20 protein-coding genes are annotated in these 21,655 nt (G+C 69.7%); 7 read left to right on the forward strand and 13 right to left on the reverse strand.

Annotated features, from left to right (window positions below; genetic code table 11):
• Positions 1-29: 29 nt before the first annotated feature.
• The 6 genes from FHT38_RS16390 to FHT38_RS16415 all read right to left on the reverse strand — a co-directional run bounded on the left by FHT38_RS16390 (position 30) and on the right by FHT38_RS16415 (position 6,298).
• A complete protein-coding gene (locus tag FHT38_RS16390; RefSeq protein WP_091725668.1) occupies positions 30-521 on the reverse strand; it encodes a CS1 type fimbrial major subunit in 492 nt (163 codons plus the stop codon).
• A 51-nt stretch (positions 522-572) separates the two neighbouring features.
• Positions 573-1,331: a hypothetical protein gene (locus FHT38_RS16395; protein ID WP_091725670.1), complete on the reverse strand. Its 759-nt coding sequence runs from the start codon at positions 1,329-1,331 to the stop codon at positions 573-575.
• Between the two features lie 628 nt (positions 1,332-1,959).
• Positions 1,960-2,937 (reverse strand): tripartite tricarboxylate transporter substrate binding protein, encoded by a 978-nt coding sequence (locus FHT38_RS16400; protein WP_091725673.1) that lies wholly within the window; start codon positions 2,935-2,937, stop codon positions 1,960-1,962.
• Positions 2,938-3,034: 97 nt separating this feature from the next.
• Positions 3,035-4,066 (reverse strand): hydroxymethylglutaryl-CoA lyase, encoded by a 1,032-nt coding sequence (locus FHT38_RS16405; protein ID WP_183492578.1) that lies wholly within the window; start codon positions 4,064-4,066, stop codon positions 3,035-3,037.
• 10 nt (positions 4,067-4,076) lie between these two features.
• Entirely contained in the window at positions 4,077-5,273 is a 1,197-nt protein-coding gene (locus tag FHT38_RS16410; RefSeq protein ID WP_183481783.1) for a CaiB/BaiF CoA-transferase family protein, read from the reverse strand.
• 134 nt (positions 5,274-5,407) lie between these two features.
• Entirely contained in the window at positions 5,408-6,298 is an 891-nt protein-coding gene (locus tag FHT38_RS16415; RefSeq protein WP_183492579.1) for a LysR substrate-binding domain-containing protein, read from the reverse strand.
• Between the two features lie 77 nt (positions 6,299-6,375).
• Here FHT38_RS16415 and FHT38_RS16420 point away from each other — a divergent pair, with 77 nt between their 5' ends.
• From FHT38_RS16420 to mdoH, 5 genes are all read left to right on the forward strand, one after another.
• On the forward strand, positions 6,376-7,836 hold the full coding sequence (locus FHT38_RS16420) for an ATP-binding protein (RefSeq protein ID WP_183492580.1): 1,461 nt from the start codon (positions 6,376-6,378) through the stop codon (positions 7,834-7,836).
• On the forward strand, positions 7,794-8,399 hold the full coding sequence (locus FHT38_RS16425; protein WP_183492581.1) for a hypothetical protein: 606 nt from the start codon (positions 7,794-7,796) through the stop codon (positions 8,397-8,399). The genes FHT38_RS16420 and FHT38_RS16425 overlap by 43 nt, the downstream gene beginning before the upstream one ends.
• 34 nt (positions 8,400-8,433) lie before the next feature.
• On the forward strand, positions 8,434-9,795 hold the full coding sequence (locus FHT38_RS16430) for a sigma 54-interacting transcriptional regulator (RefSeq protein WP_183492582.1): 1,362 nt from the start codon (positions 8,434-8,436) through the stop codon (positions 9,793-9,795).
• A gap of 164 nt (positions 9,796-9,959) precedes the next feature.
• Entirely contained in the window at positions 9,960-11,549 is a 1,590-nt protein-coding gene (locus FHT38_RS16435; protein ID WP_175538315.1) for a glucan biosynthesis protein G, read from the forward strand.
• 11 nt (positions 11,550-11,560) lie between these two features.
• Complete coding sequence (gene mdoH, locus FHT38_RS16440; RefSeq protein WP_183492583.1) at positions 11,561-13,729, forward strand: glucans biosynthesis glucosyltransferase MdoH; 2,169 nt, start codon at positions 11,561-11,563, stop codon at positions 13,727-13,729.
• Between the two features lie 124 nt (positions 13,730-13,853).
• On the opposite strand, the gene FHT38_RS16445 is transcribed toward mdoH, so the two are convergent.
• The 7 genes from FHT38_RS16445 to FHT38_RS16475 form a co-directional block, all read right to left on the reverse strand.
• Complete coding sequence (locus tag FHT38_RS16445) at positions 13,854-14,258, reverse strand: GFA family protein (protein WP_183492584.1); 405 nt, start codon at positions 14,256-14,258, stop codon at positions 13,854-13,856.
• 147 nt (positions 14,259-14,405) lie between these two features.
• Entirely contained in the window at positions 14,406-15,335 is a 930-nt protein-coding gene (locus tag FHT38_RS16450; RefSeq protein WP_183492585.1) for an urease accessory protein UreD, read from the reverse strand.
• Between the two features lie 70 nt (positions 15,336-15,405).
• Positions 15,406-17,004, reverse strand: coding sequence for an ABC transporter substrate-binding protein (locus tag FHT38_RS16455; protein WP_255488832.1), 1,599 nt, complete (start codon positions 17,002-17,004; stop codon positions 15,406-15,408).
• A 52-nt stretch (positions 17,005-17,056) separates the two neighbouring features.
• Positions 17,057-17,299: a hypothetical protein gene (locus tag FHT38_RS16460; protein WP_183492586.1), complete on the reverse strand. Its 243-nt coding sequence runs from the start codon at positions 17,297-17,299 to the stop codon at positions 17,057-17,059.
• The gene (locus FHT38_RS16465; RefSeq protein WP_183492587.1) at positions 17,292-18,257 is read right to left on the reverse strand and encodes an SDH family Clp fold serine proteinase; all 966 of its coding nucleotides are present in this window, start codon (positions 18,255-18,257) and stop codon (positions 17,292-17,294) included. Before FHT38_RS16465 ends, FHT38_RS16460 begins: the two co-directional genes overlap by 8 nt.
• A gap of 99 nt (positions 18,258-18,356) precedes the next feature.
• Complete coding sequence (locus FHT38_RS16470; protein ID WP_183492588.1) at positions 18,357-19,583, reverse strand: HD-GYP domain-containing protein; 1,227 nt, start codon at positions 19,581-19,583, stop codon at positions 18,357-18,359.
• Between the two features lie 146 nt (positions 19,584-19,729).
• Complete coding sequence (locus FHT38_RS16475; RefSeq protein WP_404935743.1) at positions 19,730-20,431, reverse strand: c-type cytochrome; 702 nt, start codon at positions 20,429-20,431, stop codon at positions 19,730-19,732.
• Between the two features lie 99 nt (positions 20,432-20,530).
• Between FHT38_RS16475 and FHT38_RS16480 the strand changes: the two genes are divergently transcribed.
• Entirely contained in the window at positions 20,531-21,373 is an 843-nt protein-coding gene (locus FHT38_RS16480) for a MoxR family ATPase (RefSeq protein ID WP_099861416.1), read from the forward strand.
• A 10-nt stretch (positions 21,374-21,383) separates the two neighbouring features.
• Positions 21,384-21,608: a hypothetical protein gene (locus FHT38_RS16485; protein WP_091725725.1), complete on the forward strand. Its 225-nt coding sequence runs from the start codon at positions 21,384-21,386 to the stop codon at positions 21,606-21,608.
• Positions 21,609-21,655: the final 47 nt, after the last annotated feature.

Genomic DNA, 21,655 nt, shown 5'->3' on the forward strand with positions numbered 1-21,655 from the left:
AAAAGGGGCGCCGCGGCGCCCCGCCTCGATCAGATCGAGGAATCGAACACCAGGGCGACCTGGCCGTTGTAGACGCCAGGCGCCGGGGTGCCGGTCACCTTGGGCGCCAGGGTCAGACTGACCCGTTGCCCGGCTGCCGCCTTGTCCTTGTCGAGGATGACGGCGGCCTGAGCGTTGCCGACGTTCACCGCCTGGTCGTTGACGGTGACATCGATGCCGATCTTGCTGGAGGCAGCGCCGGTCAGTTCGGCCGCTTTCATCAGATAGGCCTTGATCGGACCGATGGTGCTTTTCATCTCCAGGGTGCGGCTCATCGTCTGCAGGCTGCCGTTGGTGTAGGCGAAGGTCTGCACCTCCGAGGGGTTCCATCCCGGCGAGGCCGTGACATAGAACGTCGCCGTCGGAATGTCCGCGGCCACCGAGACCGAGAAGTCCTTGACCTCCGCCAAAGCGGCGCCGGAGGCGGCAGCGAGCGTCGCGGCGGCCAGACCGGCCTTGAAGGTGCGGGAAAGATTGAGCATTCGTATCTCCAGATCAAACAGTTGAAAGTGAACAAACACGGGCGGGCGAACTCACCAGAAGTGCATTTCGCGCCGCTCGTCTCCCTCCAAGAGAGTGAACAGAACCCCATGGCCGGACTGCTTCTCCAGTTCCAGCCGACCACCGGGTCTGACATGCCGCACCGAGGGAGCGGTGCAGTTTTCTTTTGACGCGTCGCAGACGGTCAGCGCATCCAGCACCACGGTGCTGTTGCCCTCGTTGCGAAGGACGACGCGGTCCTCCCCCTGATCGACGCGGGTGTCGAAACGAGGGGTATCGGGGCGGACGATGACGATGCCGCCATAGCCCGTGAGGATGCTCACGCCCGCCGCGAGCGGCGCGCGAATGCGCTCGCGCTCCTCGTCGCCCAGCAGGAACTCGTCGCCGGCTTCGGGGAGCACCGGGACGAAGCGGACGCGGTAGTGGCGCTCCTTGTCGCGCGTCCCCCGGAACAGCAGCCGTGTGGACTGAATGCCGCCGGCCGGCACGATCAGGCGCGCGGGACTTGCGATGAGCCCGACGCCGATGCCCGCGCTCAAGCGCCGTGTATCGACCGGATGCTCCGTGGTTGCGCCTGCCTCGCCATATTCGATCTCGCTGACGCTGATGCGGACGAAAGCCGTCGTATCGCCGCTGTTCCGCACCTGCTTGAGGAGGGTGCTGCGGGACGGGCCCAGGTAGTCGAACATTGTTCCGATGCTGATGGACGGCGCAGCCTGCGCAACGGTCGTCAGCACGGCAAACGCCGATGCGATCGCCAGCCGGCGGGAGAGATCACGAATGAAGGGCATATGCGCTCCGGAAAAGTTACCCGTTCGCGAGCCCCTTGCCTTTCCCGCTCAACGGCGGTGTCGGCGATCAGAGAGGGGTGCGACGACAGGCACGTCAGTCCCCGGTGCCAGTGATGGGTTCCTCCGCGTCGAGTGCCCGCCTCTGACATTTGTCAAGAGCGTCCCCTTCACCGATCCCCAGCCTTCCTTGAAACATTCCCGGCACGGCGCAATGCGCAATGGTTCACGCACGCGAGGCATGAGCACGGAATCCGCTCCCGCGGATGGGATTGAGCACGCGTCCGCCTCCGGCTTACGCATCGTCCCCGGGGGACCAGGTCTTCGATCAAGTCAATATCGCGCCTGGCGCTTGCTCACGCAGGTTCGCCGCGCCGCACGGCCGTGCTGCTGCAAGGACTGGCTAGCTGCCGGCGGGCCCTCGAAGGGCTGCCGCAGTGAGGGTCGCGGTCGCTTGCATAGCGCAGGCGGATGAAACCCGAGGGCGCGCGGTCGGCGTCTGGGTAAGGCCGACACGTCAGATGTGGAACGCCCCGCACGACGGCGGGAGGGGGCGATCAGGCTGCGCCTTCACAGGGCGGTCCCGACGGCGCCGCATGAGGGGCGGCGCACGGCTTGAAGCGACGTCTGCTCAGTCCGCCTGGATCTTGGCCGAGCCGATCACCTTGCCCCAGCGCTGGAACTCGGCGTCGCTGTGCGCCTGCAACTGCTGCGGATTCATGTAGTCCGCCGTCGCGCCCAGCTCGGCGGCCTTCTTCTTGAACTCGGGCGTGGCCATGATCTTCTGGATCTCGGCGGTCAGCTTGTCGACGACCGCCTGCGGCGTCTTCGCCGGCGCGAACACGGCGAACCACGAACCGGCGTCCAGCTGGGGCAGCCCGGCCTGCGTCGCGGTCGGCACATCGGGCAGCGAGCTCAGGCGCTCCTTGCCGGTCACGGCCACCGCGCGCAGCTTGCCCGACGCGATGAAGGGCATGAACGGCGGCGGCGTGCCGAAGGTGAGGTCGACCTGGCCGCCCAGCAGGTCCTGCAGCGCCGGGCCGGTGCCCTTGTAGGGGACGTGGATCATCTGGATGCCGGCCTGCTGTTCCAGCATCACGCCGGTCACGTGCTGCAGCGACCCATTGCCCGAGGAGGCGAAGGACAGCTTGCCGGGGTTCTTCTTCGCGTGGGCGACCAGCTCGGCCACGGTCTTCACCGGCACGCCCTCGCGCACGACGATCAACTGCGGCGCGGTCAGCACGTTGGCCACGGGACGCAGGTCCTTCAGGTCCCAGGCGGCCTTCTGGATGTGCGGCGTGATCACGTGATAGCCGGAGTACTGCATCAGGATCGTGTAGCCGTCCGGCTCCGCGCGCTTGGTCGCGACGGCCGCGAGCGCGCCGCTCGCACCTGAGCGGTTGTCGACGACCACCGTCTGGCCCAGCGCCTTGCCCAGCGGCTCGGCGAGCATGCGCGCGGCGATGTCCGTCGTGCCGCCCGGCGCGGCGCCGACCAGCATCGTGATCGGCTTGTTGGGATACGGCGCCTGGGCCTGCGCGGCCTGCAAGGGCACCAGCAGCGCGGCGGCGATGGCAACCGCGGTGACGCGGCGGCGGGTCGGGTTCATGGCTTGTCTCCAGAAAGGGCCGCTCGTGGCGGCGTTGTCGTTGGGATCGAAAGAAGCTGGGCAACGCGTGGGCGGGCGCCCCGGTGCCGCCGTGCCATCAGGCGTCGCGGGCCAGCGCGCGCTCGCGGATCGCCTCGAAATCGCGCGGCCGCGGATGCAGGTCGAGCCGGCGCCCGGCGCTGACGATCTGGCTCGGCACCGCGTGGCCGATCAGCGCCGGCAGGCGCCTGGCCGCGGCGATCAGGCGCGGCAGGTCCACGCCGGTGTCGCAGCCCATGCACTGCAGCGCATGCACGATCTCCTCGGTGCAGACGTTGCCGGTCGCGCCCGGCGCGTAGGGACAGCCGCCCAGCCCGCCCAGCGACGCGTCGAAGCGGTCCGCGCCTGCGTCCATCGCGGCGATCACGTTGGCCAGGCCCATGCCGCGCGTGTTGTGGAAGTGCAGCGTCAACTCGGTGGCGGGCCAGCGCTCGCGGAAGGCCCGCACCAGCGCGACGACCTGCGTCGGGTAGGCCATGCCGGTGGTGTCGCACAGCGTCACGCCGCGCGCGCCGAGCTGCTCGATGAAATGGCCGCACCAGCCCAGCACCGTCTGGACCGGCACGTCGCCCTCCATCGGGCAACCGAAGGCGCAGGACAGCGACACGTTCACCGCGGTCCCGGCCCGATGCGCCATCGCGGCGACCTCGGCCAGCCCGGCGAAGGACTGCGCGCGCGTCATGCGCAGGTTGGCCAGGTTGTGGCTCTCGCTGGCGGACATCACCAGGTTGAGCTCGTCGGCGCGAGCCTCGATCGCGCGCTCGGCGCCGCGGACGTTGGGCACCAGCACCGTGTAGACCACGCCAGGCCGGCGGGTGATGCCGCGCATCACCTCGGAGGCGTCGGCGAGCACCGGGATGGCCTTGGGCGAGACGAAGGCGGTGACCTCGATCTTGGCCAGGCCCGCCTCGGACAGCGCGTCGACCAGCGCGATCTTGTCGGCCGTGGGCACGAAGACGGCCTCGGCCTGCAGGCCGTCGCGGGTGCCGACGTCCTGCATGAAGACGCGACGCCCGGCGCCGGTCCAGACATCGGACGGTGAGCGCGGCACCGCCGTGCCGGTGGAGGCGGAAGCGTTGGAAGCGGTCATCGGGACGCCCTCAGGAAACGATCTTGCGCTCGCGCAATGCGGCGATCTGCTCGGCGGTGAGGCCGATCTCGCGCAGCACCTCGTCGGTGTCGCCGCCCAGCCGCGGCGCGGCGCGGCGCACCGCGCCGGGCGTGCCCATCAGCTTGGGCACGATGCCCGGCACGTCGATCTCATGACCGTCGCGGGTGGGCTGGCGCAGGATCATGTCGCGGGCCCGGAAGTGCGGGTCCTCGACGATGTCCTTGGCGGTGTAGACGCGGCCCGCGGGCACGCTGGCCTCGGCCAGCGGCGCCAGCACCTGCTCGACGGTGCGCGTCGCTGCCCAGGCGCCGATCGCGGCGTCGATCTCCTCGACGCGCGCGACGCGGCCGGCGTTGTTGGCCAGCGTCTCGTCCCGGGCCAGATCCTCGCGGCCGATCACCTGCATCAGCCGCTTGAAGATCGAATCGCCATTGCCGGCGATCAGCACGACGCCATCGGCGCAGGCATAGGCATTGGACGGCGCGATGCCCGGCAGCGCCGAGCCCGCCGGGCCGCGCACGGCGCCGAAGGCGCTGTACTCGGGGATCAGGCTCTCCATCACGTTGAGGACCGCCTCGGTCAGGGCCACGTCGATGACCTGGCCGCGGCCGCCATTGACCTTGCGGTGGTACAGCGCCGTCAGGACCCCGATCGTGCCGTGCAGCGCGGCCAGCGTGTCGCCGATCGAGATGCCGCAGCGCACCGGCACGCGGCCGGGTTCACCGGTCAGGTGGCGCAGGCCGCCCATCGCCTCGCCGATCATCCCGAAGCCGGGCAGGTCGCGGTACGGGCCGGTCTGGCCGTAGCCGCTGATGCGCAACATGATCAGGCCGGGGTTGGTCTTCGCGAGGTCCTCGTAGGACATGCCCCAGCCCTCGAGCGTGCCGGGGCGGAAGTTTTCGATCAGCACGTCGGCCTCGGCGATCAGCTGCCGGGCGATGTCCTGGCCGTCCGCCTGGCGCAGGTCGAGCGCGATCGAGCGCTTGTTGCGCGACTGGACCTGCCACCACACCGAGGTGCCGTCCTGGATCATTCGCCAGTTGCGCAGCGGGTCGCCGCTGCCGGGGGCCTCGATCTTCACCACGTCGGCGCCGAAATCGCCCAGCGTCTTGCCGGCGAACGGGCCGGCGATCAACTGGCCCATCTCGACGACGCGCAATCCTTGCAGCGCCTGCAGTCCTTCCATGGCTCGTGCCCTCCTGGTCCTGGTGACGGAGGCGCATTCTGGGAAAGCACGCCGCTGAGCGGAAGGCGGGAGTCGCGGCGGCTGCTTTCGCGGGTCGCGAAAGCGGATCGGGGTTCACCCTCGGGGCGAGGGTCTCAGGAACAGAGATGGTCGATGAACACGCGCACATGGCGCGGCAAGCCGTCGAGGTCACGCACGCCGATCAGCAGCCGGCGATCGGACCAGGGCTCGTCGAGCGCGACGCGGCGCAGGTCCAGCGGCTTGAGCAGCGGCTCGACCGCCACGTCCGGCAGCACCGCGATGCCCATGCCCGCCGCCACCATCCGGCACATCGCGTCGAAGCTGCGGACCTGGATGCGGTTCTTCAGGCGCCGGCCCAGGGTTTCGGTCTCCATCTCCAGCCGCTTGTGCAGCGAGGTGGCCTTGGCCAGCGTCACGAAGTCGTACTCGACCGCCTGCACCCAGCGCACCGCCTTGCGGCGGGACAGCGGATGGCCGGCCGGCGCCACCAGCACCAGCCGGTCCTGGCGGTAGTTCAGGACATGCAGCCCGAGCGCCGGCGTGCGGTCCGCGAAGATGCCCAGGTCGGCGCGGCCATCGAGCACGGCCACCACGATCTCGTGGCTGTCCGCCTCCTCCAGCTCGATGCGGATGCGCGGGTTGTCGCGCACGAAACCCGAGACCTGCGCCGGCAGGAACTGCGTCACCGCCGAGGTGTTGGCCCACAGCCGCACCACGCCGGTCAGGCCCGACGCGTAGTCCGACAGGTCGGCCGTCATCTGGTCCACGTCGCTGAGGATGCGCTGCGCATGGCGCTGCAGCGCCAGCCCGGCCTCGGTCAGGGAAACGCCGCGCGAGTGCCGCTCCAGCAGCGTCGTGCCCAGCGCGTGTTCCAGGTCGCTCAGCCGCTTGCTGGCCGCGCCGACCGCCAGCGCGGCCAGCGCCGCGCCGCGGCTGATGCTGCCGGTGCGCGCCACCAGGGCGAAGAGCGACAGCGAGACGAGATCGACGCGATGCAGGTTCATGGCCGCCGGAGTATCCATCCGTATCCGCCGCCCCGGACGGCGCGGGGAGCGCGGGGCCGCCGCTAACATGCCGGCCGATGTTCAGCCTCCACCGCATGTCCTTCCGCCAGATGCTGCTGATCGGCTTCCTGTCGATCGCGGGCCTGCTCGCCGCCGCGTCGCTGGGCGGGCTGCTGACGCTGGAGCGGCTGACCATGCAGAGCCGCGAGGCCGTCGTGCGCGCCGCCCGCATGAGCGGTCAGGTGCAGCAGCTCGGCGATCGCGGCGTCAGCATGGAGCGCGCCGCGCGCCAGTACGCGGTGCTGGAGGACCAGGCGCTGCGCAGGCGCTTCGAGGAGGATGCCGACGATGCCGAGCACGTGCTGGGCCTGCTGCGCGCGCAGGGGCTGACGCCGGCGCCGCTGGAGGCGTGGAAAGCCAAGCTCGACGAGATCCGCGCGCTGCTGGACAGCCCGCGCGCCCTCCCCGCCAACGCGCGCAGGCGCGAGACCGAGCTGATGACGCGTTTCCGCGAGCTCGGCGGCCTGACCGGCGGCCTGGCCGAGGACGTCCGCCGCCATGCCGAGACCAGCAACCGCGTGCTGCAGGACAAGCTCGAGAACGGCCGCGTGCTGCTGGGCCAGCAGGTCCTCGGCGCGATCGCCGTGGCCGCGCTGCTGTCGCTGGTGTTCGGCATCTTCCTGACCCGCCCGCTGCGGCGCCTGGAGCGCGCCATCGCCGGCCTGGGCGAGAACCGCCTGGACGACCGCATCGAGATCCCCGGCCCGGCCGACCTGCGCTCGCTGGGCCAGCGGCTGGACTGGTTGCGCCTGCGGCTGGCCGAGCTCGATGCCGACAAGGCGCGTTTCCTGCGGCATGTCTCGCATGAGCTCAAGACGCCGCTGGCCGCGCTGCGCGAGGGCACCGCGCTGCTCGAGGACGAGGTCGCCGGGCCGCTGAACGACAAGCAGAAGGAGGTCGCCCGCATCCTGCGCGACAACACCGCCGTGCTGCAGCGCCAGATCGAGGACCTGCTGCGCTTCAATGCCGCGGCCTTCGAGGCCCGCGACCTCAAGCCGCAGCGCACCGAACTGGTGTCCCTGATCCAGGGCACGATCGACCACCAGCGCCTGCAGTGGCAGGCACGCGGATTGCAAGTGCGCCTGTCCGGCGGCCCGCTCGAAGCGGAGGTCGACCCGGCCAAGATCGCGGCCGCGGTCGGCAACCTGCTCTCCAATGCGATACGCTTCGCCCCGCCCGGCGGCCACGTCGACATCGACCTCGCGCGCCAGGGCGGCCAGCTCACCATCGACTTGCGCGACGACGGCCCGGGCGTCGCGCCGGCGGACCAGGCCCGCATCTTCGAGCCCTTCTATCGCGGCGAGCGCCAGCCCGACGATGCCCTCAAGGGCACCGGCATCGGCCTGTCCATCGTCACCGAATACATCGCCGCCCATGGCGGTCACATCGACCTGCTGCCCGCCGACCAGGGCGCACATTTCAGAATCACGCTGCCATGCGCCCACACGCCACGGTCCCTGAAGTCCCTCACCGCCTGACCGCGCGGCCACCCGTCCCGCTTGCCGCCGTCGCCGCGGTGGCGGTGGCCCTGCTCGCGGCGGGCTGCGCGCAGCAGCCGCCCCGCACCATCGTCAAGGAGGTCCGCGTCGAGGTGCCGGTGCAGGTGCCCGTCGTGGCGCCCACCGACAACGCGGCGCGCATCGTGCTCAATGCCAACGACCGCCTGCGCCAGCTCAGCCCGCTCGAGCTGGGCCAGGAAGTCGCGCCGCGCGACGATGCCACGCTGCCGCCCGGCAACGCGGTGCAGCTGGCGCTGGCGCTGATGTTCAGCCACAACAACGGCGAAACCTTCCGCGCCCAGACCCTGCTCGACCAGGTGCTGCGCGACGCCCGGCCGGAGGCCAACGAGTGGCGCCCCATCGCCCAGTTCCTCGCCGACCGCGTCGCCGAGCAGCGGCGCATGGAAGGCGAGCTCGAGAAAACCAAGCAGGTCCGTGACGACCTGCAACGGCGGCTCGACGACGCCAACCGCAAGCTCGAGGCGCTCAAGGCGATCGAACGCAGCCTCGGCGGGCCGCGCTCGGCGCTCGACAAGCCATGAGCGAAGAGCAGGGCCGCTCCTCGGAGGCAAGCGCATGAGCGCAGGCGCGAGACTCCTCATCGTCGACGACGACGCCGACCTGCTGAAGCTGCTGTCGATGCGGCTGGAAGCGGCCGGCTACGACGTCACCGCCGTGGCCAGCGCCGAGGCCGCGCTGGCGCAGATGGACGTGCAACGCCCCGCGCTGGTGCTCAGCGACGTGCAGCTGCCCGGCATGGACGGCCTGGCGCTGTTCAACACCATCCGCGAGCGCCACCCGGCGCTGCCGGTGATCCTGCTGACCGCGCACGGCACCATCCCGGACGCGGTCGCCGCCACCGCGCAGGGGGTCTACACCTACCTGACCAAGCCCTTCGACGGTCGCGCCCTGCTGGACACCATCGCGCAAGCCCTGACCCTCACCGCGGTCCACCAGGACGACAGCCCCGACCAGGCCTGGCGCGAGTCCATCGTCAGCCGCTCCAACGTGATGGCCGAGGTGCTGGCCGAGGCGCGCCTGGTCGCGGCCTCGCAGGCCCCGGTGCTGATCCGCGGCGAGAGCGGCTCCGGCAAGGAGCTGCTGGCCCGCGCGATCCATGCCGCCAGCCCGCGCGCCAAGCGGCCCTTCGTCGCCGTCAACTGCGGCGCGATTCCGGAGCCGCTGCTCGAGTCGGAACTGTTCGGCCACGTCAAGGGCGCCTTCACCGGCGCGCTGGCCAACCACCGCGGCCTCTTCCAGGCCGCCGACGGCGGCACGCTGCTGCTCGACGAGATCGGCGACATGCCGCTGCCGCTGCAGGTCAAGCTGCTGCGCGTGCTGCAGGAGCACCAGGTGCGCCCGGTCGGCGCCAGCGCATCGGTGCCGGTCGACGTGCGCATCCTGTCGGCCACCCACCGCGACCTGGAGGCCGCGCTCGCCGAAGGGCAATTCCGCGAGGACCTCTATTACCGGCTCAACGTCGTCAGCCTGACGCTGCCCAGCCTGGCCGAGCGCCGCGAGGACATCCCGCTGCTCGCGCAGCACTTCCTGCAGAAGCTCGCGCTGAAGTACGACAAGCGCCTCAACGGCTTCGCGCCCGACGCGCTCAAGGCGCTCACGATGGCCTCCTGGCCGGGCAACGTGCGCCAGCTCCACAACGTCGTCGAGCAGGTGAGCGCGCTGGCGACCTCGCCGCTGATCCCGCTCTCGCTGGTGCAGCGCGCGCTGCGCTCGCCCAGCGTCGAAGTACTTCCTTACGCGGAAGCGCGACAGCGTTTCGAGCGGGAGTACCTGGTCGGCCTGCTCAAGCTCACCGACGGCAACGTCGCCGATGCCGCGCGGCTCGCCGACCGCAACCGGACCGAGTTCTACCGCTTGCTGCAGCGCAACGGACTGGAGCCCTCGATGTTCCGGTCCGACGGACCTGTCGCCGAATAGCGACAAGAAAATTCATTCAAAATCAACAACTTGCAGAAAAACCCACCGTCAGCGTCGCCGCCCGGCGACAGAAAATTCACGGTGCGGCAGCGCACAAAACGCGTAAGTTGTTGATTTGAAAGAGAAATCGCCAGTGGCACGGGCCTTGCAGAAAGGCCCGCCACATGCGAACTATTCACGCCCTCACCCCTCAGGCCCGCATCCCGGCGACCAGCGCTCGCCGCCAGGCTGACCAACGTCGGTGGATCGGATCGTTCATCGGGCTGGCCGTCGGCGCCGCCCTGCTGGCCGCGGCCTCCGCCGCCCAGGCCTTCGGCTTCGACGAGATCGCCGAACGCGCCAAGGGGCTGGCGGCCAAGCCCTACGTCGCGCCGCCGGACAACCTGCCGGCCGAGCTCAAGCAGCTCAACTACGACCAGATGCGCGACATCCGCTTCAAGCCGGATCGCGCGCTGTGGCGCCAGGAGCGGCTGCCCTTCGAGCTGATGTTCTTCCACCTGGGCCACTACCAGACCCAGGCCGTGCGCATCAACGAGATCGTTGGCGGCCAGGCCCGGCCGGTCCCGTTCAAGCGCGAGGACTTCGACTACGGCAAGAACAGCCAGCTCTCGCCAGGCAAGTGGGGCGATGTCGGTTACGCCGGCTTCCGCGCGCATTACCACCTCAACAACGACAAGTACAAGGACGAGCTCGCCGTCTTCCTGGGCGCGAGCTACTTCCGCGTGCTGGGCGCCAACCAGCATTACGGGCTGTCGGCACGCGGCCTGGCCATCGACACGGTCGGCGGCAAGGGCGAGGAATTCCCGCGCTTCAGCGAGTTCTGGATCGAGCGCCCCGGCGCCGACGCCAAGACGCTGACCGTGCATGCGCTGATGGACTCGCCCCGCGCCAGCGGTGCCTACACCTTCGTCATCAAGCCCGGCGCCGAGACCGTCGTCGAGACCCGCGTGCGCCTGTTCATGCGCGCCCCGGTGGCGACGCTGGCGCTGGCGCCGCTGACCTCGATGTACCTGTTCGGCGAGAACCAGCCGCAGAAGGGCGACTTCCGGCCCGAGGTCCATGACAGCGACGGCCTGATGGTGGCCAGCAGCAGCGGCGAGTGGATCTGGCGCCCGCTGATCAATCCCAATGGCACGCTGACCACCTCGTTCACGCTGCCGGGCGTGAAGGGCTTCGGCCTGATGCAGCGCGACCGCCGCTTCTCCAGCTACGAGGACACCGAGGCCCGCTACGAGATGCGGCCCTCCGCCTGGGTCGAGCCCACCAGCGACTGGGGGCCGGGCCGGGTCGAGCTGATGTCGCTGCACACGCCCGACGAGACCCACGACAACATCGTCGCCTACTGGGTCCCGGCGAAGCAGCCGGCCCCGGGCCAGCCGCTGGACTACTCGTACCGCCTGCACCTGCAGGGCGAGCAGCAGCAGCGTCCGCCCGGCGCCTGGGCGGTGCAGACCCGCACCGGCTACAGCTACGCCAAGCTCGACAAGAACGAGCAGCAGTTCATCGTCGACTTCGAAGGCCCGTCGCTGGCCGCGCTGCAGCCCGGCGCCGAGGTCAAGGCCATCGCCAGCACCAACGCCAACGGCGAGGTGACCGAGGTCAACGCCTATCCGAATCCGGTCACCGGCGGCTGGCGCATGGCCGTCCGCATCAAGCAGTTGCGCCCCGGTCAGTCGACCGAGCTGCGCGGCTTCCTCCAGACGAAGCAGCAGGTCCTCACCGAGACCTGGAGCCTGATTCTTCCTCCCCAGTGAAGGAGCCCGACATGACGCATTCCGCCCTGCATCCCGCCGCCTCGGCCCCCGGTCCGGTCGGCCCGAGCGCGCCGGCCATCAAGCGCGGCGCGATGGTGCCGCGGCCCTGGGGCCAGCGCACGCCGCCGGTCGAGTCGCTGCCGGCCTCCGAGCCGCCTCAGGCCTGGGAAACCGCGGCCCGGAACCGGCGCAACGCGCTCAAGCTGTCCATCGCCGGCGCCACCGCGCTGGCCACCGGCGTGCTCTGGCAGACCCACAACGGCTGGGCCAGCGATCCCTGGGCCTTCGCGCTGCAGTGCGTGCACCTGGCGCTGTTCGCCCTGCTCTTCGCCTGGGTCAGCGCTGGCTGCGTCACCGCGGTGATGGGCTTCTGGGTGATGCTGCGCGGTGACCGTCACGCCATCTCGATCAAGGACGCCGGCAACGAGCCGCTGGGTGCCGACGCCCGCACCGCGCTGGTCATGCCGATCTGCAACGAGGACGTCACCACCGTCTTCGCCGGCCTGCGCGCCAGCTGCGAGTCGCTCGCGGCGGCCGGCGCGCTGCGGCTGTTCGACGTCTACATCCTGTCCGACAGCTCCGATCCGGAATGCCGCACGCAGGAGCTGGCCGCCTGGGCCGAGCTGCGCGCGCAGTTCGCCGGCCGGGGCCGCATCCACTACCGCTGGCGCCAGCGCCGGGTGAAGAAGAAGGCCGGCAACGTGGCCGACTTCTGCCGCCGCTGGGGCCGCAACTACCGCTACATGGTGGTGCTGGACGCCGACAGCGTCATGAGCGGCGACTGCCTGCTGGGCCTGGTGCGCCTGATGGAAAAGAACCCGCGCGCCGGCATCCTGCAGGCCGCCAACCAAGTCTGCGGCCACGATACGCCGCATGCCCGCGCGCAGCAGTTCGCGAGCCGCGTGACGGGGCGCCTGTTCGCCGCCGGCATGCAGTTCTGGCAGCTGGGCGAGGCGCACTACTGGGGCCACAACGCGATCATCCGCGTCGAGCCCTTCATGAAGCACTGCGCGCTGGCGCCGCTGCGCGGCAAGGAGATCATGTCGCACGACTTCGTCGAGGCCGCGCTGATGCGCCGCGCCGGCTACCAGGTGTGGCTGGTGGCGGACCTGCCGGGTTCGTATGAACAGCAGCCGCCGCACCTGCTGGCCGAGCTGCAGCGCGACCGCCGCTGGTGCCAGGGCAACATCCAGAACGCCGGTCTGATCGCCGAGCCCGGCCTGCACGGCGTGCACCGCGCGATGCTGGTCACCGGCGCGCTGTCCTACCTCGCCGCGCCGCTGTGGCTGCTGTACGTGGGCCTGGGCGTGCTGCTGTGGAACGTCGGCGGCAACGAGGCCTTCCAGCCCTTCATGGAAGACGGTTCGCTGGCCCCGGGCGTGGCCGCGCTGTGGCTAGGCACGATCGGCATGCTGGTGCTGCCGCGCCTGCTGTCGGTGGCCGCGCTGATCCTGCGCGGCGAGCAGTCGCAGTACGGCGGCACGCTGAAGCTGCTGGCCTCCTGCGCCACCGAGGCCGGCATGTCGCTGCTGCAGGCGCCGCTGCGCATGGTCGCCCATTCGATCTTCTGCGTGGTCGCGTTGACCGGCATCTCGCTGGACTGGAAGTCGCCGCCGCGGGCCGCCGAGGACGTGTCCTGGCGCGAGGCCTTCGCCGCCTACGGCCGCATCAGCGCGATCACCGGCGTGATCGCCGCGGCGATCGGCGCGCTGAGCCCGTCGACGCTGATCTGGATCGCGCCGATCGCGCTGCCGCTGCTGCTGGCCGCACCGATCACCGTGCTGTCCAGCCGCGCCCGCCTGGGCGAGCGCATGCGCCGCGCCGGCCTGCTGCTGATCCCTGAAGAGAGCCAGACCCCGACCGTGCTGCGCAACGCCTGGGCCTATGGCCGCCAGGAGCGCCACCTTCCCGGCTTCGCGGACCTGCTCGCCAGCCGCCGCCTGACCGCGCTGGCGGCCGAGGCGATGGGCCGCCGCGACGTGGGCCAGGGCATGCGCGCGCAGGTGCGTCGCCAGCGCCTGGACCAGTTGAGCGCGCAGCCTGGCGCCCTCGACGCGATGAGCAACGCCGAGCGCATGCGCTTCCTGAGCGAACCGGGCCACCTGCTGCGACTGGCGCAACCGCTGCGCCCCGTGGCGGAGGCGCCGATCGTCCGTCCCGAGCTGCGCCTGGCCGCCTGAGGCCGCCTCAAGCTGCCGCAAGCCGCTGCCCGCCGTTGAGTCCCGCCCCATCGGCCCGGGCGCCTCGCCGAAGAGTCATGGCGGAGGCGGGGTGCCCGGGATCGATGCGGTCAACGCCGCGGCGCTACATCGGATCGCGGTCGTAGGCCCGGACGTCCTGCGGCAGCCGGACCCAGCCATGCATGCGGCAGGTGTAGACCGAGTCCTGCGGCGGCGGGAAATCCGGATCCCCGAATCCCCCCACCGCCACGCCGACCGATCCCTCGACCCCCTCCTCCGTGTGGAAGACGGTGCTGCCGCACACCGGGCAGAAATGGAATCGGAATCGGGCGCCCTGATCGCCGGCGCGCACGAATTCGGTCGCGATGCCGATGACCTCATAGGGTTCGGCAAAGGCCGCCAGCGCCGCGAAGACACTGCCCGTGCGGCGCTGGCACGCCAGGCAGTGGCAGAGGCCGGTTCCCAACGGCTCTCCCTGCACCACGATCTTCAATTGGCCGCAACTGCACGAAGCGGTACGTGAAGCCATGCGATCACCTCCCTGGAGACCGGACGTGGAGCGGCCATGCTAAGCGCAGCGCCGGGGCGCTGGCTACCAATCTGAGACATCGTTGCCACACCGACATGAATCGCCGTCCCCTCTCCGAGGGATGCGGCCCGCGCGGCGAGGGCCTGGCTACATCGCCCACAAGCGGGGCGTGGTGCCGTCCAGGTCCCACAAGGCGTGACGCCAGGCGGCCCAGCAACGCCGCAGCAGCAGCGCGACCGGCTCGACCACCGGTCCCAGCACCCGCACCACCAGCACGCCGTCCTGCGCGGCGGTCGCGCCGGCGCTCGCGCGCAGCGGATCGGCGTCGATCAACGCGCGCACCGCGTCCAGCGCGCGTTCACGGCGATCGCGATCCAGCGCGGCGCCGCTGGCGAAGACCAGGGTGCCCAGGCAACGCTGCCCGGCCAGGCCGAGCTCGCCGTCCATCAGCAGCGCGTCGACCGCGTCCAGCCGGCCGCGCTCCAGCCAGACGCCGGGGATCTCCAGGTGCTGCAGGAAGCGGCCACTCGAGAACGGCTGCCCTGCGCCGGGCAGCCCGAGCGCGGTGATGTCCCAGGCCAGCAATTCGGCCGTCGGCGCCAGCGTGAAGCGCGCCTCGTTGACCGCTTCGCAGCCGGGGTAGGCGATCGCCTCGAGCGGCAGCCATTCCAGGCGCGCGCCCACGCCCAGCGTCGCCCGCACACGCTGCGTGGCGGGCGCGCCGTCCGGGCTGCGGTAGAAGCGCGTGGCGCCGGGCGTGGTCACCAGCGCATGGGCGCCCTCGCCGACCGTCACCGCGATGTCCAGGGTGTCGCCGCCGACCAGCCCGCTGGGCGGATGGACGAGCACGCTGTGGCAGATCGCGTCGCCTTCCGGGTAGAGGCTCTTGAGCAGGCGCAGCGGCCCATCGTGCTCATGGCTGACGACGCAACGTCCTCGCTCGAGGCGGTAGTCGGCGCCCAGGCGGGCCAGCCACTGCCGCTGGGCCGGGGCGGCCGTCGTCGCGAACGAAGCCGGGCTGGCCGGGCTCGGCGAAGAGGAGGTCGACGGGAATGAGGGATCGAAGGTCGCGGTCATGACGGCGCAGGAGGCAGGCGGCGGATGTTAGGCGCATCCGCGCCATCGACGCCGCGCCGCTGGGCAAGGCTCACTTCGGCACCGTGATCCAGGCGTAGTCCAGCCAGTTGTCGGCGCGATGCACCGCCTTCACGCCCTGGCGCAGCGCCCAGGGCGCGGCCTGGCGATGCAGCGGCAGCACATGCAGCTGCTCGCGGTACTCCTGCAGCGCCGCCTTGATGAGCGCCTCGCGCTTGACCGGATCGGCCTCGGCCGAGGACGCGGCCGCGAGCTGGTCGAACTTCGGATTCCGCGAGCGGCCGTAGTTGTAGAAGCCGGCGCCGGAGGCCTTGTCGTCACTGCGGTAGACCGGCGTCAGGATGGTCTCGGCATCGGTGATCGCGCCGCCCCAGCCCATCAGGTAGAGGCTGGTCTCGTAGCGCTCCAGCTTGGGGAAATAGAGCACCCGCGGCATCGCGTTGACCTTCACCTTGAGCTTGATCTGCGCCCACATCGAGGCGAGCGCCAGGCAGATGCCCTCGTCGTTGACGTAGCGGTTGTTGGGGCAGTCCAGCGTGACCTCGAAACCGTCGGGATAGCCGGCGTCGGCCATGCCCTTGCGGGCGGCGGCGAGGTCGAACGGCAGGCGCGTCTCGAGTGCCGGATCGTCATAGGCGCCGAGCGGTGACGGCGTGAGGCCGCCGGTGGGTTGCGACAGCCCGTTCATCAGGCGCTTGTGGATGGCTTCGATGTCGATGGCCTGGTACATCGCGCGGCGCACGCGCAGGTCCTGGAACGGGTTTCTGCCGCCCGGCGCGCGGCCGTACACCAGCGTGTCGCGCGCCTGGTCCATGCCGATGAAGACGAGGCGGTTCTCGAGCCCCTCCAGCACCTGCACGCCGGGCGTGGCGCGCAGCCGCGGGACATCGCGCGGCGCGGGGTCCAGCAGCAGATCGATCTCGCCCGACACCAGTGCGGCCAGCCGCGTCGCGTCGTTGGAGATCGGCGTGAACTGGACCTCCTGCACGTTGCCCTCGAAGCGGCCCCACCAGTTCGGGTTGCGCTTGTAGACGGTGCGGATGCCGGGCTGACGGCGCACCAGCATGAAGGGGCCGGTGCCGTTGGCGTTGAAGCTGGCGTGGCTTTCCTCGTTGTCCTTGAAGCTGAGCGGGCGCGTGACCTTGTGCTGCTCGCTCCAGGACTTGCTCATGATGAACAGCAGGTCCAGGTGCTGCAGGAAGATCGGATTGAAGCGCGGCTGGGTGATCTCGACGGTGAGCTCATCGATCTTGCGGGCGGTACCGACCGCGTTGGCGTAGACCGCGAGCTGGGAGGTCGGCGCCTTGGCGCGCTGCAGCGAGAAGACGACGTCGTCCGCGGTGAAGGCCGAGCCATCGTGGAACCGGACGTTGGGCCGCAGCTTGAAGCGCCAGACGAGCGGGCCGATCTGCGTCCATTCGGTGGCAAGACCCGGCACGATGTTGAGCTGCCGGTCGCGGGCGGTGAGGCGCTCATAGACCTGCGAGTTCATCCCGTTGGTCAGGCTCTCGTTCTGCGAGTGCGGGTCCATGGTCTGGGCATCGCCCTGGCTGGCCCAGCGCAGCGTCTGCGCCGCGGCGGTCGACGCCGCGCCGACCGCCCCACCGACCACGCCGGCGCACAGCGCCAGCAGCATGAGCATGCGCGTCATCCCGGTCTCCCGACGACTCTGTGAATGTCGGCCGAGTGTAGGCAGGCAGTGGTCAGCGGGTGGTCGGGGTCTTTCCGGACGGTTCTCGGATTGCCGCAACAACGCGTCGCGCACTCCAGGGGCTGGCCCCTTCCTGCGAATATGAGGCCCACCGCTCCTCCTGCCGCCGCGCGGCGAGCGGCGACCCCGGCTTGCGATCCAGGTCGAAAAGGCCGGGATACAAGGTGAGGATCTGTTTGAGCATTTCCCGCTTGCTGTGGATCAGCAGATCAAGTGGATTGAGTCGTTCATACATGGATGCACCCCTCGAATGCAAATGGGAAACCATGAACCGAGACGACGGGGCCACCGTCGTGGTCGTCAAGTGGGCGAGTGCGGCATCGGTCCACGATGGCCCGAAGTCCCTCGTCCACGGGCCAGACGTTGCGCAGCAGTCGCCGCGCCTCTTTCCGATCGATGACAAAGGAGTGGGACGGATAGCCAGCAACCAGCTCGGCCAGACCGCCCGGCTCGACGTTGCGCCCTCGTTCTGCAAGACGCCGGCCATAGGCATGCGCGATCGTCATTGCACGATGCATCTCGGCCAATCGTTGCGGGTTCACCTGCTCCGCCATTGGCCGCAGCAGCTTCGCCGCGATGTCCGCGGCAATCTCGGACGCCACGCGTGTGGAGAGGCCACGTTCGGACAGGTCCAGCAAGGACACCTGGAAGGCCGTCATGAACTGGGCCAAGAGGATGTTGGCCGCCGTCAGTTGCTCAAGGCTTGAACTCGTCACACCCAGCTCGTCGCCACGAAAGACCTGAACGTCAAGCGGGCCCAGTTCGCTCCTGTCGTCCATGTAAAGCGCCGAGGCACCCAACGCGATCAGCGTCCCCGCACTCTTGCAATAGCGGGGGATCAGCACATGCATCTGCCGATAGTGGTGGCTCAATGCCCGTGCGATTCGAAACGCAGCATCCGGGTCACCGCCGGCCGTCTCGAGCACGAGCAGCACATCGTCGTGCGTCTTCCCGGTCTCAACCAGGGAGCTCAGTCGTTCATAGCCGGCAACTGATACCTCACCGGTGTAGGTCACCACGTCATAGGGCGGCATGAGAGGCGACACGGGTTCCGCGCTCTCTTCCGCCGGCCCGGCGACATCGTTCTCCACGCCGTCCGCTTCATCCTTCCAACTCACTGCCATCGGATGCCCTCCAGCGCCAGACATCGGCGCGAGGTCCGCATCTTCGAGCGGCGCGTTCGGAAGGACCATGACCCTGACTAGGAGACCTTCGCCTCGAAACTCGGAGCCCTCCACTCAATCGAGTCTGGTCCGCCTACCGAGACATGCCGTTGGCGCCTGCGCCGACGCTCACCCCGCCGGCGTCTGCCAGAGTTCATCGAGCTTCTGGAAGCCCCAGGTGGCCGGATCCTCGCGGCCGATGATGCGGTCCGTCGCCCCGGGCGAGGACAGGTCCAGGACCTGCGTCGGGATCGGCATCTGCGACTTGGTCGAATAGAACGCCCGCACCCGCGGCGCCGTCAGCGCGGTCGCGTTCTGCTCCAGCACCACGGCGAGCTTGCCCGACTGCAGCTTCACCAGCGTGCCGACCGGGTAGATGCCCACGCACTTGACGAAGGCCTGGAACACGCGCGGATCGAAGTGGCCGGTCCATTGCGCCATCCGCGCCAGCGAGGACGCCGGATCCCAGGCGTTCTTGTAGGGCCGGTTCGAGGTGATCGCGTCGTAGACGTCGCACACCGCGCCCATGCGCGAGAGCAGGCTGATCTGCTCGCCCGCGAGCTTGCCGGGGTAACCGCTGCCGTCCATCTTCTCGTGGTGGCGCAGCGCCACGTCCAGCGCCGCCTCGGGCACCGAGGTGCCCTCCTTGAGCATCTCGTGGCCGCGCGTCGGATGGTCGCGCATGATCGCGAACTCGGCATCGGTCAGCGCGCCCGGCTTGTTCAGCACGTTCAGCGGCATCGCCATCTTGCCGACGTCGTGCAGCAGCCCGGCCAGGCCGGCCTCGCGGGTCTGCGCCTCGTCCAGGCCCATCTGGCGGGACAGCGACACCATCAGCGCGCACACCGCCACCGAATGCATGTAGGTGTAGTCGTCCTTGGTCTTGAGCCGCGCCAGGCTGATCAGCGCCGACGGATTGCGCTCCACCGAACTGGCCACCTCGGCCACCAGGGGCAGGCATTGCTCGGCGTCGATCGCCTTGCCCAGCCGGGCCTCGCCGAACAGGTTCATCACCGCGCGCTTGGAGCGCTGCATGACCTGCGACGCGCGCTCGAGCTCCTCGCCCATCGACGCCGGCGCGGTCCCGAGCTCCAGCCGGGGCGCGGCCTGCACCACCGCCGGAGCCTCGGGCGCGGCCGGCGCCGCGCCTTGGGCCGCCGCCGGGGGCGCCACGTCCAGCCCCTTGGAGGCGTCGATCCAGCAGAAAGGCACGCCGCTCGCCTTCAAGGCCTTCAGGTCCTCGGGATCCGTCAGGACGAACTTGGTCTTCCAGAATGGATGGGACAACCACGAGCCCTCCATCCCCTGCAGGAACATGCCCAGCTTGACATCCGACGTCGGAATCTTCTTCAGCATGACTGGCGTTTTCGTCCAGGACAACACAGTATGGCGCCCTCCCCGGCGCTCGCACAGTCAGGCGACCATGAAAAAAACCGCCCCTCGGGGCGGTTCGTGATTGTCTTCGCGCCGCGGCCGGGAGCCCGGCCTCAGCGTGCCACGGTTCAGCGGAACCGGGACTGCGGGACTGTACGGAGTTCGGACGGCAAGCTGGCCAGGTACTGGGACAGCGTCTTGAGTTCCGCGTGGGTGAACTGCTTGACCTGGCCCGCCATCACCGCGTTGCTGCGGCCGTGATAGGGCTTGCCCTGGATCTGGTAGGACTTGAGCGCGACGTACAGGTAGTCGGCGTGCTGGCCGGCGATCTTCGGATAGGTGCCGTCGATGGGCTTGCTGAAGTTGGCGCCATGACAGCTGGCGCAGGCGCCCTTGTCGAGCAGCTTCTTCACGTCGGCGGGCGCCTCGACCGTCGCCGGCACCGCCTCGACCTGGGCCAGGCCGGCGTAGTACTCGGAGATCTCGGCGATGTCCTTGTCGCCCAGCGGCAGCGCGATGCCGCGCATCGTCGGATGCTTGCGGTCACCCTTGGCGTAGGCGGTCAGCGCGGAGGCGATGTACTTGGCGTTCTGGCCCGCGATCATCGGGACCTTGTGGACCTCGGGGAAGGTGGCCTGGTAACCCGGGATGCCGTGGCAGCCGATGCACATGGCCACCTTGGCCTGCACCGGCGCCTGGGGGCCAGGTGTTGCCGCGGCGGGTGGGGTCGCGGCCGGCGCTTGTCCCGGCGCGGGCGACGAAGGGGCGTTGGACTGAGCGGATACAACAAACGCACTTCCGGCCAGCATCAACGCGAGGGAGATCTGCAGTTGTCTTCTCATGGTCCCGATCTTCGAGGATTTGGGGCGGCGCGATTATAGGGGGGGCCCTATATACTGGTTTTCACCGCTGCGCTAGAGAAACCCCTCATGAAATTCAAAGGTTCCCAGGACTACGTCGCCACGCCGGATCTGATGCTGGCGGTCAACGCGGCCATCACCTTGAAGCGGCCGCTGCTGGTCAAGGGCGAACCGGGCACCGGCAAGACGCTGCTGGCCGAGGAGGTCGCCAAGTCCCTGGGACTGCCGCTGCTGCAGTGGCATGTGAAGAGCACGACCAAGGCGCAGCAGGGCCTGTACGAGTACGACGCCGTCTCGCGCCTGCGCGACAGCCAGCTCGGCGACGACAAGGTGCGCGACATCTCGAACTACATCGTCCAGGGCACGCTGTGGCAGGCCTTCGCCTCGGACACGCCGGTGGCGCTGCTGATCGACGAGATCGACAAGGCCGACATCGAGTTCCCCAACGACCTGCTGCGCGAGCTCGACCGGATGGAGTTCTACGTCTACGAGACCCGCGAGTGGGTGCGCGCCAAGCACCGGCCGCTGGTCTTCATCACCTCCAACAACGAGAAGGAACTGCCGGACGCCTTCCTGCGGCGCTGCTTCTTCCACTACATCAAGTTCCCCGAGGCCGACACGATGCAGGCCATCGTCGACGTCCACTTCCCGGGCCTCAAGAAGGAGCTGCTGGCGGCGGCGCTGAAGACCTTCTACGACGTGCGCAAGCTGCCGGGGCTGAAGAAGAAGCCCTCGACCTCCGAGCTGATCGACTGGCTCAAGCTGCTGCTGGCCGAGGACATCCCGGCCGAGGCGCTGCAGACGCAGGACGACAAGGTCGCGATCCCGCCGCTGGTGGGCGCGCTGCTGAAGAACGAGCAGGACCTGACCCTGTTCGAGAAGCTCGTCTACATGCAGAGCCGCAACCGCTGAGGCCGCCGCGATGAGCCAGGACTTCAATGCCGCCTGGCGCGCCGCGCTGGCGGACGCGCTGGGCTTCGTGGGCGGCGGCGTGATCGGCCTGCTGGTCGGCCGCGCGCTGGGCTGGGAATTCATCGGCGCGCCCGGCTGGGGCACGACGCAGATCCTGGGCCTGCTCACCATCCTCGCCGGCATGGGCGGCTGCCGCTGGCTGCTGCGCCGGCTGCTGCTCGGCGGCAAGGGCTGAGCGCCCCACTCCTTCCCTCCACCGCCGGCCGCGGGGTCGGCCCGATC

Origin of the sequence: Mitsuaria sp. BK041 (genome assembly GCF_014193085.1) — a bacterium.
GTDB lineage: Bacteria > Pseudomonadota > Gammaproteobacteria > Burkholderiales > Burkholderiaceae_C > Roseateles.